Here is an 18,372-nt window from a genome sequence, read left to right on the forward strand (position 1 = left end):
CCGGTCAGCCCGGAGATGTTGCCGGGCGTGACCGTGTTCGACAGCGACAGCGACAGGGGTAAGACGATGATGCGAAGTGTGTGGGTGGCTGTGGCTGCCGGATTGGTGTTGATGATGACCGGATGTGCCGCGCAGCCTGTCCCTGAAGGCGATGAGCTCTACCGGGAGGGGGAGAAGCACTACGTGGCGATGGCGTCCACGATGCACGACATCATCATGGATATTCATGCGGGGGACTGGGAGATCCCGTTCGGCGGTCATGGAGCTGTCCCCGGGGACTGCGATGAGGGTGTCGCGGATGATGGTTACAGCTTCCATTACCGCCGCACAGTGGACATGGTGGACCTGGTGGATATGGATCCGCAGACGATCAGTGATCGTGCTGTCGCTGCGTTCACGAAGGTGGGCTTGGAGCCGGTGACATCGATCTATGGGGAAGGGGGCGATCGGCCGCAGTGGAACATCATCGCCGAAGACGACACCGCCGGCAGCATCTTTGTCGAGATTCATCCGGCCGAGGGGTGGGTCGGCGCGTCCGCCGACTCCCCCTGCTATCCCGGCGATAGCGATGACCTCGGCTGGATGGTGACTGATGACGGGAACCGGAGCAACGATGATGTGGTCTGGCAAACGCTCCCGGCGTTCGAGGGAGTCGATTCGGTGCCGCAGTTCTACTTCCCCGCCGGTGGCCCGGTGTATTTCAACGAGGACGAGTCACCTGTCATCCCGCAGCCTGTCGTCACGGACCCGCCGAAGGCGCCCTACGGGAGCTGAGGCGGCGGAGGGCGCTCAGCGCGCCGCAGCGTCGGCCAGGTGCCGCGCGTCGTGGTTCAGGACCTTCACGATGATGCCGTGACGGCGCAGCTCCGCGGCCGTGCGAGCCCCCTCGTCGGCGTCGAGGCCGAGTGCCTTGATGTTCGCGACGACCACGACATCACCCTCTCGCAGGGTCGAGATGAGGCGCGCGAGGCGGTCGTTCCAGCTCTCCAGGATGTCGGGCGCCGGATGACGGAAGCCCTCGATCGGCACGCCGAAGCGGGTCAGGTCGTCACGCTGCTCGACGACAGACGGCATCCCTTCGCGAGCGACGACCAGGCCGACCAGACGCGAGCCGGCGGGCCGCGCGATCCAGAAGTTGCGGTTCTGCTGCAGCTCGGTGAAGCACTTCGGGCACTGCGCCGCATCGTGGGGCAGGTGCAGCGGACTGGTGAGGGCGTCGTCGACGGATGCCGCCACCTTCGTGGGATCGATCGTCTCGCTCATCGCGCACCTCCGCACCCATTCTGCCCTGTTCTGCCGTGATTCGGCGACCGGTGTCAGAGCAGTCCGAGGGCCTTCACCGCGTCGCGCTCCTCGACCAGTTCGGCGACGGAGGCGTCGATGCGGGCCCGCGCCCAGTCGCTGACCTCGAGGCCCTCGACGATCTGCCACTCGCCGTCGACGGAGCGCACGGGGAACGACGAGACGAGGCCCTCGGGCACGCCGTACTCGCCGCGCGAGACGACACCGGCGGATGTCCAGTCCTCGGTGCCGCGCACCCAGTCGCGCACGTGCTCGATGGTCGCGTTGGCCGCCGAGGCGACGGATGACGACCCGCGCACCTGGATGATCTCGGCACCGCGCTTCGCGACCCGGGGGATGAACGTCTCGTCCAGCCAGGTCGGCACGTCGCCCACGATCGCCTCGAGCGCGTCTGTGACCGACTCTCCGCCGACCGTGGCGTGCGAGATGTCGGGGAACTGGGTGGCCGAGTGGTTGCCCCAGATCGGCAGGCGACGGATCGTGGAGACCGGAACGCCCAGCGTCTGCGAGAGCTGGGCGCGGGCGCGGTTCTCGTCGAGGCGGGTGAGGGCGGTGAACCGCTCGGCGGGCACTCCGTCAGCGGATGCCGCGGCGATCAGCGCGTTCGTGTTCGCGGGGTTGCCGACCACCGTGACGCGCACACCAGGGGCCGCGTTCGCGGCGATCGCGGCACCCTGCGGCCCGAAGATGCCGGCATTGGCGGCGAGCAGATCCCCGCGCTCCATACCGGGACCGCGCGGACGGGCGCCGACGAGCAGCGCGAGATCGCAGCCGTCGAAGCCGACGGCGACGTCATCGGTCACTTCGACGTGCTCGAGCAGGTCGAACGCCCCGTCCTGCAGCTCGAGCGCTGCGCCCTCCGCGGCCCCCAACCCCTGCGGAATCTCGAGCAGCCGCAGCCGCACCTTCTCGTCGGGGCCGAGCAGGTCGCCTGCCGCGATCCGGAACAGGAGTGCGTAGCCGATCTGTCCGCCGGCGCCGGTAAGGGTGATCGTGGTCGTCATGCCCCGAGCCTACGTCCGTTCCGGGTCGGCTGTCGGAGTACCCTCTCTCTCATGACCTTCAACCCCGACGCCGACCTCTCCGGCAACACGACGCGTCGCCGTGGGCGCACGGCCGCCGTCGCCGGTGGTGCGGGTGTCGGCGTGCTCGCCCTCATCGCGCTCATCGCCGGTCCGCTGCTCGGCATCGACCTCACGGGGTTGCTCGGGGGGATCTCGCAGCCGAGCGGGTCGGGAACCGGCGACAGCTCTGTGATCGAGAACTGCGACACCGGGCAGGACGCCAATGAGAACGTCGACTGTCGCATGGCCGGCGCGCAACTCGCGCTCGACGCCTTCTGGGAGAAGAACGTCGACGGCTACCGCGCCCCGCAGCTCATCGTCGTCGATGGTGCCACAGGCACGGCCTGCGGCACGGCCTCCAACGCCGTCGGCCCGTTCTACTGCCCCGGTGATGAGACGGTCTACATCGATCCGACGTTCTTCGACCTCATGCGGCAGCAGTTCGGCGCATCGGCGGGCAACCTCGCGCAGCTGTACATCGTGGGTCACGAATGGGGCCACCACATCCAGTACATCACCGGGGTCATGGACCGTTACCCGAACGACGGGACGGGGGCGGCGAGCAACGGCGTGCGAACCGAACTCCAGGCGGACTGCTACGCCGGAGCATGGATCGCGCGGATGTCGGAGGACGAGGGCCCGGACGGAGTCCCCTACCTCCAGCCATCCACTGAGGAACAACGTGTGGATGCGCTCAACGCGGCATTCACGGTCGGCGACGACCATATTCAGGCGCAATCCGGCTCCATCAACCCCGAGAGCTTCACCCACGGAACCAGCGACCAGCGGCAGGGGTGGTTCGCGAACGGCTACACCAACGGGCTCGGTGTCTGCGAGCAGGCACTCACTGCTGCCGACGGCGACCTGTAATCCCCGCTGACCGGGTCCTCCCGGGGTAGCGTGGAATCCGTAGTCTTCTTTCCGGGCTGGGGGCACAATGACGATGAACCTGGATGCGCTGTATCCGCCGATCGAGCCGTACGAGTCGGGCGAGCTCCTCGTCGGCGACGGCCACCGCCTGTACTGGGAGGTCAGCGGAAACCCCGAGGGAAGGCCGGTCGTCTTCCTGCACGGCGGCCCGGGCAGCGGTACCTCGCCGTGGCAGCGTCGCTTCTTCGACCCCGAGAAGTACCGCATCGTGCTGTTCGACCAGCGCGGATGCGGGAAGAGCACCCCGCATGCGGGAGAGCCTGGTGCGGATCTGCGTCACATCACCACGGCCCACCTGATCGCCGACATCGAGCTGCTGCGCAAGAACCTGGGCGTCGAGCAGTGGCAGGTCTTCGGTGGCTCCTGGGGCAGTGCGCTCGCGCTCGCCTACGCACAGGCGCATCCGAATGCCGTCTCGGCGCTCGTGCTCCGCGGCATCTTCACGCTGCGGCGTATGGAGCTGGAGTGGTTCTACGAGGGCGGAGCCGCGGCATTGTTCCCCGACCTGTGGGAGAGCTTCATCGCGCCGATCCCGGTACTGGAGCGCTCGCACATGATCGACGCGTATCACCGGCGGCTCTTCGACCCCGACCCCGCCGTGCACGTGCCCGCTGCGATCGCCTGGTCGACCTGGGAGGCCTCGACCGTCACGCTGCGTCCCGACACCGAGCAGATCGCCGCGATGTCCGACCCGCGCGCTGCCACCGCCTTCGCCCGGATCGAGAACCACTTCTTCGTGAACCGGGGCTGGTGGACCGAGGGGCAGCTGCTCGCCGGCATCGATGCGATCCGGCACATCCCCGCCGTCATCGTGCAGGGCCGGCATGACGTCTGCACGCCGATGATGACCGCCTGGGATCTGCACCGGGCCTGGCCGGAGGCCGAGTTCGTGGTGGTCGACGACGCCGGGCACTCGGCGGCAGAGCCCGGCATCCAGCAGGCGCTGCGCGACGCGACCGACCTGTTCTCCTTCTGACGTCGGCCGCTGCGCCCGGGGTTCAGGCCCGCAGCGCCTTCGTCAGGGTCTTCACGAGCCCGAGCACGCCGCCGTTCGCGCGGAAGCGGGTCAGTCCTTCGCTCACGGTCGCCCCGGTCCGGGACGACACGAACCACGGCGGCTTCGGCAGGATCGTCAGGCGTCCTCCGCCGTTCAGGATCGGCAACGACCGCGGCAGCGGGCGGAACGGTCCGCGGATGACGGAGCGCTCGACGTCGTCGAGCAGCAGCGCGTTGTGCACCACGCCGATCCCGCTGCCCACGTCATCGATCGTGTTCCCGGGGAACGCGCCCCAGGTCATGGTCGGGGTGATGAAGCCGAACGCCGTCCACCCGTTGATCGCGATGGAACCGTAGCGGAGGCTCGCGATCGCCCGCTCGAAGCCGGTGCCGAGTGCGCGCTCGGTGGCAGGCGCGATGATCAGATTCGCGCCGAGCGTGCCCTGGAGCTGATCGTTCGCGTACGCGACGGCGGCGTCGAGGAACTCCTGACCGGTGCCGGCCACGGCGACGACGCCGAGCACCGGCGCGAAGTACTCGGTGTTCTGCAGCGCGGTCGGGTCGTCGTCGCCGTCGATCTCCACGAGCACGCGGTCGCCGAGCACGAGTGCGTCGGGATAGTCGTCCGCGGCGCGATGCATGCGCGCGGGGGAGCCCGGGTACCAGATCGGCCGCTCCGGGGCGTTCGCGTAGGCGCGGCGGAGTGCGGCGCGGAAGGCGGGGCCCTGCGCCCAGTCGGACGAGAGGATCACGATCTGTCCGGCGATGCAGTTGTGTCCGCTGTTCTGCAGCCGCATCGTGGCGATGTGCTCGGCGTGATAGGTGAGATCCGCGTCGCTCCAGTCGCCGGGCACGACGATGATTGGCGAGACCCCGCCGAGCTCGGCAGTGATCGGCTTCTTCAGCTGTGGCCGCATCTCGCGTCGGCGGCGCTTCGCCGCGGCTCCGGTGCCCCACACGATCGCGTCGAAGGTGGCCGCAGACCCGGTGATGTGCACGTGCGCCAGGTCGGGGTGCCCGGTGAGATACGCGCCGACCTCGGGCCCGCCGCGCACGATGCGCACCAGACCGGGTTCGATCAGGGGGGCGAAGGCGCGCTTGTAGATCGGCACCAGAGCGTCCTGAGTCGGGTTGACCTTGAGCAGTGCGGTGCGGTTGTGGGCGAGGAGTTCGTAGAGCACATCGAGCACGGGGATCGAAGTGATGTTGCCGGCGCCGAGCACCAGGCCGACGCCTCCCGAGACTGTCGGCGTGCGCTGAGCGAGCCCCGCCGCGGCGCGCGCGGCGTTCGGGGTGACGCCGGGCTCCAGCCAGACCTCACCGGTGTAGCCGGAGAGCAGGAACCTGTCGATGCCGGTGAGGGGGAAGGCGTGCACGCGCGCGCGTCCGCCCGGTGCCCGGTCGATCGTGATCCCGTCGAGGGGGTTGGTGCCCTCGGCCAGTCGCGACAGCGTCTCGATGTAGGCGTCGAGCGCGCCGAGCACGCTGTACGGTCCGCTGAGCCACTCCTCGCCGCGGAGGGGATGGCGTGCGTCGAGGCCCTTCGACGCGGCGGCGGTGTGCGCCCAGTCCTCGGCCGTCGCTGCCACGCTGGTCCGCACGGCGCGCAGCAGGGTGACGCGCTGGGCGAGGGTGAGCGCCGTCCACGTCCGCGCCCCGGCGTGCAGTTCGACGATCGCGGAGTCGAGTCGTCCGCGTGCGTCGGCGCTCAGCTCGTTCGTCGGTGCGTTCGCGGCAGCTGGACTAGCCGTTGTGGTCGCAGAAGTCATCGCAGTCTCCTTCGGACGGGATCCCAGCTTAGGCCGCGAGCCTGGGCGAGTTCGCGGGGCGGATGACGCCGAGAACGCGCGACGTGCAGGAAGAAGTGCGAGTTGTGGGAGCATCCGCCCCGGTTTGCTCCTGCACGTCGCGGATCCTCCTGCACGTCGCGAGCCTCGTGGTCGCGGGTGGCGCTCTCTCGGCACGCACAGGCGAGGGCGCAGGCGTCGGCGTCATGAGCCCCCGCGGGTGAGCGATTCACGGGCGCTCGATATCGCTCCGACGCAGCCGGTAGCGCCGCAGCGGGAGCAGGCTCGCGAGCATCAGCACGGCGGGGAGGATGCTGAAGCTCAGCACGATGCCGGTGATGGCCTCCTCGGGCTGCGCGACCGCGGTGCCGGCGACCGTGGAGATGTAGCCGGTGCCGGCGAGGGTCAGCGACACCGCGGTGGCGCCGAGCGCGAAGCCGACGGTCTCTCCCGCGGTCCAGATGCCGGTGAAGGTGCCGGCCTGCCCGCGTCCGCTCGTGCGCTCATCGTGCGAGATGACGTCGGGGAGCATCGCCATCGGCAGCGACTGCAGTCCGGCGTAGGCGATGCCGGCGACGGCGACCGAGCCGTAGATCCAGCCGCCTGGCGCCCAGAGCGCGACCGTGATGGAGGCGGCCGCCAGGGTGAACAGCACGCTCGCCATCGTGAATGCCCGTTCCTTGCCGACACGGCGGGCGATCACGGTCCAGCCGGGGGTCGCAAGGAGCGCGGGCCCGACGAGGGCGATGAAGACGAAGGTCACGGCGTCTTCCGAGCGCAGCACCCAGGTCGCCAGGTACTGCGCGCCGGCGAGCATCGTTCCCGTCGCCAGCGCCTGCAGGAGGAACGTACCCAGAAGGGCGCGGAAGGGCTGACTGCGGCGCAGAGCCCGGAAGCCGGAGAGGTACTGCTCGCGGATGCCGTTCGGTGCGGTGGCTGCCTGCCCGGTAGGGGAGGTGCGCGACGCTGCGATGTCGGCCGTGCGGGCGGCGATGAACATGCCGATGCCGATCGCGAGACCGGCGATGATCCCCATGAGCAGGTAGCCGATGACCTGATCAGAGCCGGCCTTGCGCAAGGCTGGTCCCCCGGCGCCGAACAGCAGGATCGAGGCGGTCAGCACGACGACGCGCCAGCCGAGCAGGCGGGTGCGTTCGTCATAGCTGTCGGTGAGCTCGGCCGGCAGCGCGACGTACGGGACCTGGAAGAGGCTGAACGCGGTGGCAGTGGCGAGGAAGGCCAGGAGCACGCAGATCGCCCCGGTCACCGGTCCCCACGACGGCGGTACCGCGAAGGTGAGCGCGAAGAAGACGGGCAGCGCGAGCGCGCCGGTGATCATGAAGCCGCGGCGGGAGCCCGTGCGTGCGAGCTGTCGGTCGGAGGCCGCGCCGATCAGCGGATCGATCACGACATCCCAGATCTTCGCTGCCGTCACGATGAGGCCGGCGGCGAGTGCGGCGACGCCGAGGTTGTCGGTGAGGAAGTACGTCAGCACCAGCCCGGGGAGCGTGGCGTAACCGCCGGTGCCCAGCGAACCGATCGCGTATAGCACGATCGTGCGGGCGGACAGGCGGACGGATGCGTGTTCCGGGGGAGCCTCGGTGCTCATCGCGCCAGTGTATCGGCGCGTGCGAGCGGTGCGACCGTGCGCGTCAGATCAGCGACAGCTCGCGGAGCTTGGACTCGACGTCGGAGTTCGCGGGCTCGACGTGGTGGGTGGAGTCGGGGTAGACGACCACCGGGATGTTGGTGCGGCCCGAGATCTCCTTGGCCACATCCGCCGCAGACGGGTCGGCGACCAGATCGACGTAGGTGTACTCCACGCCGAGCTCATCGAGCTGCTTCTTGGTGCGGATGCAGTCGCGGCACCAGTCGGCGCCGAACAGGGTGATCGTGGATTCGCTCGGAGAAGTCATACATCAAGGGTATGCCCGGAGAGGAGGGAGGGCTTCGCCGCCTCGGCATTGTGAGTAAGGGTAGCCTTACCTATACTTGGAGTATGACTGGCGCGTGCGAACATCTGAGCGATCCGGATTGGGGCAATATCGAGGGCCCGGTCCTGATCGCCGGCGACGCCGCGGACGCGGCTGCCATCGCCGGTATCGCGGCACGTCTGCCGTGGGATGCCCAGGGCGCGATCGTTCTCGAGGCCGCTGCTCGGGTCCAGCTCCGTCACATCGACGTCCCCGCGGGCGTCTCCGTGCGGTGGCTGCTGCGCGGCGACGGCATCCGCGCGCACACCAAGGGGGAGCGCCTCGCGAACGCCGTGCACGCGTGGTGCGTCGAGTGGACCTGCGCCGAGCCGCCCGCGCACTGGACGGTATGGCTCGGGCCACACACGCCACCCCACGTGGCGCGCATGGCCCGAAGTCTGTTGGGCGTCGCGAACTGACGGTTCCCCGCCGGCGGTCGGGTCTCCGGATCAGCGCGAGGCGGACGTCGTCTGCATGTTCGCCCCCGCGGTGATCGCGTCGAGCGCTCGTCGCAGCGACGAACTGGAGGTGTGCGCGGTGTACGGGAAGTACACGACCTCGACACCGACCTCCGCGAACTCGCGCTCGAGACGCAGGCCCTTCTCGGTGCCACGCCAGTCGTCACCCTTGAAGAAGTGCGTGAAGCGCACATCCTCCCACGCGTCCATCTTGGACGGGCTCGTCTCGACGTAGACGTCGTCGACGAAGGAGATGTGACTCACGATCTCCGCACGCTCCGCCGTCGGGATGACGGGCTCGATGCCCTTCACCTGGCGCAGCATCTCGTCGCTCACGACGCCGGCGATCAGGATGTCGCACTGCTGCTTGGCGTGACGAAGAAGGTTGAGGTGCCCGACGTGAAAAAGGTCGAAAGCTCCCGCGGCATAGCCGATACGCGTCCCCATGCGTGATCTCCCCAGATCAGTAATCCCCAGAGCGGATCCCCATCCGCCAGCGACTCCCACAGCCGCATCCGATCAGTCTAGCGGACCCGCGTCCGCCCATGCGACCCCCGATCTCGCGACCGTGCACCGGCATCCGCGGGTTTCCCACCCCACAGGAACCCGTGCGACGATGGGTGCCGCAGGCCAGTGAAGCAGGGGGAGGGCGGCGCGTGGGGACAGCGGTGACGGTCATCGTGCCGACGTTCAACGAGCGCGACAACGTCGCCGAACTCGTGGAGCGCACGGCAGCGGCACTGCGTGGTCGTGACGCCGAGATCCTCTTCGTCGATGACAGCTCCGATGACACAGCTGATGAGGTCGCCCGCGTGGCCGCGGACGCCCCGGTGCCGGTGCGGGTCATCCACCGCACGGACAATACCGGGGGGCTGGGCGGTGCCGTCGTCGTCGGGCTCGCCGCCGCAGGCTCCGACATCTGCATCGTGATGGACGGCGACCTGCAGCATCCGCCCGAGTTGCTGCCGGCGCTGCTCGACCGGTTCGCCGAGGGGGGCGCCGACGTCGTCGCGGCCTCGCGCTATGTGGGCGGCGGTGACACCAGCGGCCTGGGTACCGCGGTGCGCTTCGGGGTGTCGCGGGCGGCGACCTGGCTGACGCGGGCGATGTTCCCCATCCGACTCGCGCGAAGCACCGACCCCATGACCGGGTTCTTCCTCGTCGACCGCCGTCGGCTCGACGTCGCGTCGCTGCGCCCGCAGGGGTTCAAGATCCTGCTCGAGATCCTCGCTCGCACCGACCTGCGCATCGCCGAGATCCCGATGGAGTTCGCCGAGCGCCGGCACGGCACCTCCAAGGCGAGTCTGCGTCAGGGCGTCACCTTCGTCGCGCACCTCGCACGCCTCCGCTTCGGCAAGATGTCGTTGTTCGCGATGATCGGCGTGATCGGAGCCGTGGCCAACATCGGCATCATGTGGCTCCTGGTCGCGCTCGGAGTCCCCTACATCTGGGCCGCGATCATCGGAGCCGAGGTCACCATCGTCGGCAATTTCATCCTGCAGGAGCGGTTCGTCTTCGCCGACATGCGTACGGATGCCCGTGGCCTCGGCCTGCGCTTCGCGACCTCGTTCACGTTCAACAACGTCGAAGCGGCCGTGCGCATCCCGGTGATGGCGCTCATGGTGGAGAGCTGGCACATCTCCAGCGTGCTGGCCACCGGGCTCACGCTCGTCGTGGCGTTCTTCGCCCGCTTCCTCTTCCACTCGCTCGTCGTCTACGCGCCGCGTCGTCGTGCTGCAGAGGGGCGAGAGCCGAGAGCCGACACGGCGACGCTCCGCATCATCCGTGCGGTCGATGCCGAGGCGATGAAGCCCGGCGAGCTCTAAGCGTCCGTCGCCAGGTACTCCTCGAGGGAGATCGCCGCGTCGCGCGGGGTCCAGCCCGTGGCAGTGATGCGGCTCAGATCGAGCATGCTGTTGAGGGGTCGAGGGGCCACAGGCCCCGCCTGACCCGCGAAGTACTCGGCCGTCGTCACATCGCTGACCCCGGCGGGGTCGTGGCCGGTCAGACGGTAGACGGCCCGCGCCACGTCGGCCCAGGACTGCGGCTCACCGGCACCCGTGACGTTGTACACGCCGTACGCCGGACGCTGCGCGAGCAGGTGCGCGATCGCGGATGCGAGATCGGCCGTGAAGGTGAGCCGCCCGATCTGGTCGCCGACCACGCGTGGCGCGATGCCGCGCTCGGCGAGAGACGCCATGGTGCGCACGAAGTTCCTGCCCTCGCCGATCACCCACGAGGTGCGCACGATGTAGTGGCGGGGCACCGTGGCGACCACGGCATCGCCCGCTGCTTTGGTCTGCCCGTAGACGCCGAGCGGCTGCACGGGATCGGACTCGGCGTACGGCTCGGCCTGCGCGCCGTCGAAGACGTAGTCGCTGGAGACGTGCACGAGGGTGAGGCCGTTCTCGGTCGCGATGCGGGCGAGCGCGGCGACGCCGGTCACGTTCGCCGCCCAGGCGTCGCGTCGTCCGGCCGGTGTCTCGGCCAGGTCGACCGCGGTGTACGCACCGGCGTTGATGATCGTGCCGTAGTCGCGCCAGCGACGTGCGAAGTCGAGGTCGGCGGCCCCGAGGTCGAAGGTCTCGCGCGTGGCGTACTCGATGTGCGCCACGTCGCCGAGTTCTGTGCGCAGTGCGGTGCCCAGCTGTCCGGATGCGCCGATCACCAGCGTCTTCCGCGGGCCGATCGGTGTCACCTCCGCCAGGCGCGGGTGGGCGAGGTCCTTGGCGGAGATCTCGACGTCGTCGAGCGGGATCGGCCATGCGATCGCCGCGGTCTCGTCAGCCAGGTTCAGGAACGAGTACTCCGCGTCGGGCGACCAGTGGTCGTTCACGAGATAGGCGTAGGCCGTGTCGGGCTCGAGAGTCTGATACGAATTGCCCACCCCGCGCGGCACCAGGATCGCCCGCGACGGGTCGATCTCGGCGGTGAAGACGGTCCCGAACGTGGCGCCCTCGCGCAGGTCGACCCACGCGCCGAAGATCCTGCCGGTGGCGACCGAGACCCACTTGTCCCACGGCTCCGCGTGGATGCCGCGGGTGGTGCCGACGGCGTCGTTGAACGAGATGTTGTTCTGCACCGGCCCGAAGTCGGGGAGACCGGCGGCGACCATCTTCTCGCGCTGCCAGTTCTCCTTGAACCACCCGCGCGAGTCCCCGTGCACGGGCAGGTCCACCAGCAGGAGACCGGGAATCGGCGTCTCGGTGACCGTGAGCGTCTTGCCGAACTCGGTCATCACTGGCCCTTGGAGGCGTAGAACGACTCGGTGGCGTCCTTCGACGGCGCCCACCAGTCCTCGTTGTCGCGGTACCAGTCGATCGTCGATGCGAGACCGGATTCGAAGTCGGAGTATCGCGGCTGCCAGCCCAGCTCGGTGCGGAGCCTGGTCGAGTCGATCGCGTACCGCAGGTCGTGCCCTGCGCGGTCGGTCACGTGGTCATACGCGTCCGCGGGCTGACCCATCTGAGTGAGGATCAGTTCGATCACGGAGCGGTTGTCCTTCTCGCCGTCGGCCCCGATCAGATACGTCTCCCCGATCACGCCCTTGTCGAGGATCGTCAGGACCGCCGAGGAGTGGTCGTCGGCGTGGATCCAGTCGCGCACGTTGTGGCCAGCGCCGTAGAGCTTCGGACGGATGCCGCGCAGCACGTTCGTGATCTGCCGCGGGATGAACTTCTCGACGTGCTGGTAGGGGCCGTAGTTGTTCGAACAGTTCGAGATCGTCGCCTGTACGCCGAAGGAGCGCACCCACGCCCGCACGAGCAGATCGCTGCCCGCCTTGGTGGAGGAGTACGGCGACGAGGGGTTGTACGGGGTCTGCTCGGTGAACCGCTGCGGGTCGTCGAGCTCGAGGTCGCCGTAGACCTCGTCCGTGGAGATGTGGTGGAAGCGGCGCTCGTGACGGCGCGCGGCTTCGAGGAGCGTGTAGGTCCCGATGATGTTCGTGTCGAGGAAGGGCCGCGGGTCGTGCAGCGAGTTGTCGTTGTGCGACTCCGCGGCGTAGTGCACCACGGCGTCGGTCTCGGCGAACAGCGAATCGACCAGCGCGGCATCCATGATGTCGCCCTCGACGAGCTCGACCCGATCCGCGGGCAGCCCGGCCAGTGACGCCCGGTTCCCGGCGTACGTGAGCTTGTCGAGAACCGTCACGTGCGCATCGGTGTGCGCGACGACGTGGTGGACGAAGTTGGAGCCGATGAAGCCGGCACCACCGGTCACGAGCAGGCGGGTCATCGGTGTCCTCGTTCCAACAAGTCGAGCAGGTAGGTGCCGTAGCCGGACTTCACGAGTGCTTCGGCGCGAGTGCGCAGCTGCTCGTCGTCGAGGAAGCCCTGACGCCAGGCGACCTCTTCCGGAACGCCGATCTTCATGCCGGTGCGCCGTTCCATCGTGCGCACGTAGTCGGCCGCGTCCGTCATCTGATCGAACGTGCCGGTGTCGAGCCAGGCGGTTCCGCGGGGGAGCACCTCCACCTGGAGCTTCCTGCGCTGCAGGTACTCGCGGTTCACATCGGTGATCTCGTACTCGCCGCGGGCGCTCGGAGCGAGGGTGCGCGCGATCTCGACGACGTCGTTGTCGTAGAAGTAGAGACCCGGTACTGCGTAGTTGCTCTGCGGATCCTTCGGCTTCTCCTCGAGGGAGACGGCCTGCCCGTTCTCGTCGAACGAGACGACGCCGTAGGCCTGCGGCTCCGCCACCCAGTACGCGAACACCGCACCGCCGTCGATGTCGGCGAAGCGCTTGAGCTGCGTGCCGAGCCCGGGGCCGTAGAGCAGGTTGTCGCCGAGTACGAGCGCGACGCTGTCGTCGCCGATGAAGTCGGCACCGATCGTGAAGGCCTGCGCGAGGCCGTCCGGCGACTCCTGCTGGGCGAAGGTGAGCGAGATGCCGAACTGCGAGCCGTCGCCGAGGAGCCGTTCGAAGTGCGCGGCGTCGTGCGGGGTCGTGATGACCAGGATGTCGCGGATGCCGGCGAGCATGAGCGTCGACAGGGGGTAGTAGACCATCGGCTTGTCGTACACCGGGATGAGCTGCTTGGAGACTCCCAGGGTGATCGGATGCAATCGCGTTCCGGATCCGCCCGCGAGAATGATGCCCTTCATGATCCCCCTTGTGAAAACGTCGATGTCCATGGTGGCGTCGCGTGATCGACGGTTCCCCAACCGTCCACGACCCCCACAGTCGTCCTAGGACACCCTAGCGCGGAGCGGTCCCCGACCGCGTGCGAGGATGTCTTCCGGGAGGGCGACATGAAACGCCAGGCTGTGGGAGCCATCATCGCGCAGGCCGTGCAGGCTCTGATCGGACTTTTGATCCAGATCCTCGTCGCACGCCTGCTCGGCATCGACGACTACGGGCGCTTCGCGATCCTCTACGGCGTCGTGATCCTCGCCACCGCGGTCGTGACGGGACTCGTCGGTGATTCGCTCGTCGTGCTCGACCGCTCGCAGCGCACCGTGCGCGCCGGCCTCGAGGCGATGCTGCTCGCGTCGTCGGTGGCGCTGGGCATCGGTGCGTTCCTGATCGCCTGGGCGACCGGATTCAGCAGTGCGCTGGAAGCTCTGCTGTTCGCGGTCGCGCTCGCCGCCTTCTCGATCGAGGAGATCGTGCGGCGCCTGCTGATCGCGCACATGTCGTTCATCCGCGCGGCGATCACCGACGTCAGCGGGTTCGTCGTCGCCTTCGCCGTGATCCTCACCGCCCAGCTCATGGGCGTCCTCAGCGTGAGCTTCTTCCTGGGAGCGATCGCGGCAGGGCAGGTCGTCGCCTCGGTCGTCGGATGGTTCCTGGTGCCGAAGAGAGACCGCGTGCTGGTGAGCCTGCGTGGCGCCGACATCGTGGTCGTCTGGCGCTACGGGGTGTGGCGCGGCCTGCAGCAGGTGCTGCGCCCGAGCCTTTTCACGACCGTGCGTCTGCTGTCGCTCGCCGCCGCCGGTATCACCGCCGTCGGTCTGCTCGAGGCGGCCCGCACGTACACGTCACCGCTGATCCTCGTTATCGGCGGTCTGTCCTCTTTCCTCTTCGTGCGGTTCGCGGACCAGCGGCGGGGTGGCACCGCGACGAATTCGGTGCGCGAGGCAGACCGTGCCGTCGTCTTCCTGCTCGCCGGCACCGTGGTGATGAGCATCATCGCCGTCGTGCTGATCCCGTGGGTGAGCCCGCTCGCGTTCGGGGTCGAGGTCGACCCGCTCGCCGTCATCGCCTGGCTGGCCTACGGCCTGTCTGTCGCGATCGTGACGCCCTACGGGGCACTCGGAGCGGTCGGCGGCAAGCAGATCGCCGTGTTCCTGATCCGCCTGTCCGACACCGTGCTGGCGGTGCTCATCGCCGTCGTCATGCTGATGCTCGGCGCCTCGGTGTCGGCGCTCCCGTTCGGCCTGGCGTTCGCGTCGATGCTCGGCGGTCTCGCCCTGCGGTGGCTCGTGGTGGCGTCGACAGGACGGGACTCGGAAGACTCAGGGGCGTGACGCGCCCGAATGATACGTTTGGTCGCAGTGTGGGGGAGGGGAAGACGATGGAGGACGTTCCTTACGGACGTATCTTGCGCGAGGGGTGGCTGATCATCGTCGCGCTGGCGATCTTCGGCGCGGGCGCGGCGTGGCTGGTCGCCAAGGCGCTGCCGGAGACGTATGCGGCGACGTCGACGATGCTGCTGCGGGTCGACTCGAGTGAGGCATCGCTCTTCGAACGCAACCAGTTCAGTCTCGCGCGCATCAAGTCGTACCCCGCGCTGATCGACAGCCCCGAGGTCATCGACGCCGTGCGATCCGATCTTGCGCTCGACGAGGACGACTACTCGGACCGCGACATCCGGCGGATGCTGTCCGCAGAGAACACCGCAGACACCGTACTGCTCGTGGTGCAGGCGGATGCGCCGTCCGCGAGTCTCGCCGCCGATGTCGCGAACTCGGCGGCGACGCATCTCTCCGAGCTCATCAAGACGACCGAGAACGTGAAGGGCGACACGCGTTACACCGTGAACCTCGATCAGGTGCTCCCCGCCGTCGAACCGCAGTCGCCCATCTCGCCGCAGGTCACCGCGATCACCGGACTCGGTGGTGTCGCCGGACTCGCTCTGGGCGCGATCGTCGCCGTGTACCGCACCACCACGAACCGTCGACTCCGCACGATCTCCGACGTCCGCCGTGCGACGGGACTCCCGGTCGTCGGCCAGATCCCTCGTCGCCGCCGCGTGCGGCCCGAGCCCGAATCCATGACGCTCATGGCTTTCGAGGAGACGGTCGGCAACCTGGCGGCGCTCGCCGGAGACGGTCTGCGCACGCAGCTGCTGGTCCCCGCATCCGCCGGCGCCATCGACGACGAGACGGTGCTCGGGCTGCTCAAAGCACAGGAGGTCGTCGGGCGCAGCGCCTGCGTGGTCGACACGCGCAAGGAGCACGTCACCGGCGGGGGCTACAGCCTCAACGCGCTGCTGGACCATGAAGAGGACGACGCCGACGGCGATGACATCGACGATCGTGCGGTCATCGTCGCCGACGAACCGATCCCGGTGGAGACCCTGCTGCGTCTGCTGCCGACCGCGGTCGAGCGACTGCACGAGAGCTTCGACATCGTCGTCGTCATCGCCGAGCCCACGGAGTCCGCACTGCTCGAGACCCTCGTCGAGGGCGGAGCGGGCATCATCGTCTCGGTCAAGCACAACAGCACCTCCGCGCCCGATCTGGTCGCCGTCGCCACGCGCTTGCGGGTGATGGGCATCCGTCCCGTCGGCGTGCTCATGATCCACACGGGGCGCGGTGCGCTCGGGTCCATCGCGGAGTCCTGGCGGGTATCGGACCGAGGGCACGGCGGATTGCACGAGGACGCCGGCGGAGCCACGCGTGCACATCGAGGCTGACGCCCCGGTGAACCACCTGCACGGTTCGGCGCATACGCCCAGCCGTGCACGACTCGTCGCGGTCGGAACTCTCTACATCCTGCTGATCGCCAGCGTGATCCCGTGGCGCAGCCAGACGATCTACAGCGGAGGACTCGACTTCGTGGTGGTGGCGAAGGCGCTCATCGCGCTGGTCGCCTTCGGCTCCGCCGCACTGTTGGCGGTGCGCACCAGGGATCGGATGTCGATCGGCATCGGACCGGCGGCCGTCATGACGATCGTCATGCTGGTGAGCGCGCTGGGGGCTCTCGTCGCGGGGAACGGGGCCGCGACGATCGTGCTCGTGCTCCGCGTGTTCCTGGTCATGGCGACCATCCTCATCCTGCTCACGACCGTGCCGTGGACGGTCAGCATCCGCAGCCTCCTGACCGGGATGGCGCTGGTCGGCGTGGTCGCTGCCGCCACCGGTCTCCCCGGTCTCGTCTCGACCGGGCGGCTCGGCGGCGGCATCCCGGAGATCCATCCGAATGAGCTGGCCGGCCTCGCCGGTGCCCCGCTGATCGGCCTGGTCATCGTGATGCTCCGCCGCGGCGTGCGCCTCAACACGCTCATCGCCTCGGTGGTCCTGCTCACGATCGCCGTCGCGACCGGCTCGCGCACGGGCCTCGCTGCCATCGTGTTCGGCATCGTCGTGGCCGTCTTCGTTAACGGCATCCGCGACCGCAGCGTCGTCTACGCGCTGCTGGGCTGCCTTCCGCTCGGCTACGCCATCGCCTCGTTCACGAACGTCTTCGGCAGCCTCGCCACTCGTGCCGGGTCCACCGATACCACCTCGGCGCTGGACTCCCGCTTTGACGCCTGGAAGGTCGTGCTCGGCTGGGGGTGGGACGAATGGCAGAAATGGATCGGGCTCGGACTCTCCGCCAAGACGGTCCCCGTCGACATCAAGTGGCGCGACGAGCAGGTGCTCGACAGCAGCTGGGTGTCGATCCTGGCGCAGTCAGGACTCATCGGCGTCACCCTCGTGGCCGCGCTCCTGCTCTGGTGCGTCGTGACCGCGTGCATCTCGGCCAGTCGTCGGTGGCTGGTCCTGCCGTTGCTGGTCCTCGTGATCTTCCGCTCCACCACCGAGAGCGGTCTCGTCGACAGCGCAATACCGTTCTTGACGCTGATGGTGCTGGCGTCCGTGCTCACTCATCGCTCGCGGCACGGTGGTAGCGTGAGCGCTCATCAGGGCGCGGAATCGGCGACGTGGCAGTGGGACGCGATCGCCGATCGGCAGGCGGTACGTGCAGCCGGCGCGCGGGAGAACTGAAAAGCGAGGGGAGACGAGCATGTCGGAGTCGGAGAGCACACCGCGAACGCGGCGCATCTGGATCTGGGTCGCAGTCGCGGTCGTGGCGATCGCTGTCGCGGTGGGCGTCTGGGCCTTCACTGCGGGGCAGCTGGCGGCCTCGCCCACGAGCACGGCCTCGGAGACGCCGACGCCGCAGCCCACCGAGGTCGAGACGCCGACTCCCGGAGCCACCGCGCCCGTCGAGAAGCCGGACGACGCCACCGAGACGCCGCTCGACGAGGTCGTCGAACTCGATCAGGGTGCGTCGATCAAGCTGGTGTCGGTGGATGCGGTGACCGCGGGCCGTGACATCCCCGGCGAGAGCAGCGGCCCGGCCGTCAAGGTGATCCTCAGTGTGACGAACACCGGAGACAAGCCTCTCGACACCGGTGGAGTGAGCGTCAACCTGACCTACGACGGCGACGATCGGACTCCTGCGCCCGCCGTCAGCGCGGATGATGCCACCGTCCTCCCCGCCTCGATCGCGCCGGGCGAGAGCGCCGAGGCGACGTTCTATTTCGCAGTACCTGTTGCATCCGACGGGGATATCCGTATCATGGTCGATATACTGGCTGCAGCATCAGACGTCGTGTTCGTGGGAGCGCGACCGTAAGCGCCGGTTGAGGGGAAATCACCGGCCCGGGCGTTGAGGGGAACGCCGTAGGGTCCGGTTGATCATGGACTGG

General features: G+C 68.6%; 18 protein-coding genes. 9 read left to right on the top strand and 9 right to left on the bottom strand.

Features of this window, described 5'->3' with window-relative positions; translation table 11 throughout:
* Positions 1-27 precede the first annotated feature (27 nt).
* Complete coding sequence (locus tag KZC51_RS05385; RefSeq protein ID WP_247628984.1) at positions 28-774, top strand: hypothetical protein; 747 nt, start codon at positions 28-30, stop codon at positions 772-774.
* Positions 775-789: 15 nt separating this feature from the next.
* On the opposite strand, the gene KZC51_RS05390 is transcribed toward KZC51_RS05385, so the two are convergent.
* Positions 790-1,263 (bottom strand): recombinase family protein, encoded by a 474-nt coding sequence (locus KZC51_RS05390; protein WP_247628985.1) that lies wholly within the window; start codon positions 1,261-1,263, stop codon positions 790-792.
* Between the two features lie 53 nt (positions 1,264-1,316).
* On the bottom strand, positions 1,317-2,306 hold the full coding sequence (locus tag KZC51_RS05395; RefSeq protein ID WP_247628986.1) for a malate dehydrogenase: 990 nt from the start codon (positions 2,304-2,306) through the stop codon (positions 1,317-1,319).
* Between the two features lie 51 nt (positions 2,307-2,357).
* Between KZC51_RS05395 and ypfJ the strand changes: the two genes are divergently transcribed.
* A complete protein-coding gene (gene ypfJ / locus KZC51_RS05400; RefSeq protein WP_247628987.1) occupies positions 2,358-3,236 on the top strand; it encodes a KPN_02809 family neutral zinc metallopeptidase in 879 nt (292 codons plus the stop codon).
* Positions 3,237-3,303: 67 nt separating this feature from the next.
* Complete coding sequence (gene pip / locus KZC51_RS05405) at positions 3,304-4,272, top strand: prolyl aminopeptidase (RefSeq protein ID WP_247628988.1); 969 nt, start codon at positions 3,304-3,306, stop codon at positions 4,270-4,272.
* Positions 4,273-4,294: 22 nt separating this feature from the next.
* On the opposite strand, the gene KZC51_RS05410 is transcribed toward pip, so the two are convergent.
* From KZC51_RS05410 to KZC51_RS05420, 3 genes are all read right to left on the bottom strand, one after another.
* Complete coding sequence (locus KZC51_RS05410; RefSeq protein ID WP_247628989.1) at positions 4,295-6,061, bottom strand: aldehyde dehydrogenase family protein; 1,767 nt, start codon at positions 6,059-6,061, stop codon at positions 4,295-4,297.
* 247 nt (positions 6,062-6,308) lie between these two features.
* Entirely contained in the window at positions 6,309-7,688 is a 1,380-nt protein-coding gene (locus tag KZC51_RS05415; RefSeq protein ID WP_247628990.1) for an MFS transporter, read from the bottom strand.
* A gap of 43 nt (positions 7,689-7,731) precedes the next feature.
* Entirely contained in the window at positions 7,732-7,995 is a 264-nt protein-coding gene (locus KZC51_RS05420) for a glutaredoxin family protein (RefSeq protein ID WP_247628991.1), read from the bottom strand.
* 83 nt (positions 7,996-8,078) lie between these two features.
* Between KZC51_RS05420 and KZC51_RS05425 the strand changes: the two genes are divergently transcribed.
* Positions 8,079-8,471, top strand: coding sequence for an SIP domain-containing protein (locus KZC51_RS05425; RefSeq protein ID WP_247628992.1), 393 nt, complete (start codon positions 8,079-8,081; stop codon positions 8,469-8,471).
* Between the two features lie 30 nt (positions 8,472-8,501).
* Here the strand turns inward: KZC51_RS05425 and KZC51_RS05430 are convergent, their stop codons facing one another.
* Positions 8,502-8,957, bottom strand: coding sequence for an FAD synthase family protein (locus KZC51_RS05430; RefSeq protein ID WP_247628993.1), 456 nt, complete (start codon positions 8,955-8,957; stop codon positions 8,502-8,504).
* 221 nt (positions 8,958-9,178) lie between these two features.
* Here KZC51_RS05430 and KZC51_RS05435 point away from each other — a divergent pair, with 221 nt between their 5' ends.
* The gene (locus KZC51_RS05435) at positions 9,179-10,336 is read left to right on the top strand and encodes a glycosyltransferase (protein ID WP_247628994.1); all 1,158 of its coding nucleotides are present in this window, start codon (positions 9,179-9,181) and stop codon (positions 10,334-10,336) included.
* Here KZC51_RS05435 and KZC51_RS05440 read toward each other — a convergent pair.
* Genes KZC51_RS05440 through rfbA form a run of 3 tightly spaced genes read right to left on the bottom strand, consistent with a single transcriptional unit; the run spans position 10,333 to position 13,615 of the window.
* A complete protein-coding gene (locus KZC51_RS05440; protein ID WP_247628995.1) occupies positions 10,333-11,748 on the bottom strand; it encodes a sugar nucleotide-binding protein in 1,416 nt (471 codons plus the stop codon). The two genes, KZC51_RS05435 and KZC51_RS05440, sit on opposite strands and share 4 nt — an antisense overlap.
* A complete protein-coding gene (rfbB, locus tag KZC51_RS05445; protein ID WP_247628996.1) occupies positions 11,748-12,746 on the bottom strand; it encodes a dTDP-glucose 4,6-dehydratase in 999 nt (332 codons plus the stop codon). The genes KZC51_RS05440 and rfbB overlap by 1 nt, the downstream gene beginning before the upstream one ends.
* Entirely contained in the window at positions 12,743-13,615 is an 873-nt protein-coding gene (gene rfbA, locus KZC51_RS05450; RefSeq protein ID WP_247628997.1) for a glucose-1-phosphate thymidylyltransferase RfbA, read from the bottom strand. Before rfbA ends, rfbB begins: the two co-directional genes overlap by 4 nt.
* 147 nt (positions 13,616-13,762) lie before the next feature.
* Here rfbA and KZC51_RS05455 point away from each other — a divergent pair, with 147 nt between their 5' ends.
* Genes KZC51_RS05455 through KZC51_RS05470 form a run of 4 tightly spaced genes read left to right on the top strand, consistent with a single transcriptional unit; the run spans position 13,763 to position 18,299 of the window.
* Positions 13,763-14,980, top strand: coding sequence for a lipopolysaccharide biosynthesis protein (locus KZC51_RS05455; protein WP_247628998.1), 1,218 nt, complete (start codon positions 13,763-13,765; stop codon positions 14,978-14,980).
* Positions 14,981-15,027: 47 nt separating this feature from the next.
* On the top strand, positions 15,028-16,371 hold the full coding sequence (locus KZC51_RS05460; RefSeq protein ID WP_247628999.1) for a YveK family protein: 1,344 nt from the start codon (positions 15,028-15,030) through the stop codon (positions 16,369-16,371).
* The gene (locus KZC51_RS05465; protein WP_247629000.1) at positions 16,355-17,665 is read left to right on the top strand and encodes an O-antigen ligase family protein; all 1,311 of its coding nucleotides are present in this window, start codon (positions 16,355-16,357) and stop codon (positions 17,663-17,665) included. The genes KZC51_RS05460 and KZC51_RS05465 overlap by 17 nt, the downstream gene beginning before the upstream one ends.
* 19 nt (positions 17,666-17,684) lie before the next feature.
* Entirely contained in the window at positions 17,685-18,299 is a 615-nt protein-coding gene (locus tag KZC51_RS05470; RefSeq protein WP_247629001.1) for a hypothetical protein, read from the top strand.
* The last annotated feature ends 73 nt before the right edge of the window (positions 18,300-18,372 follow it).

The sequence above is a fragment of the Microbacterium croceum genome, assembly GCF_023091245.1.
Classification (GTDB): domain Bacteria; phylum Actinomycetota; class Actinomycetes; order Actinomycetales; family Microbacteriaceae; genus Microbacterium; species Microbacterium croceum.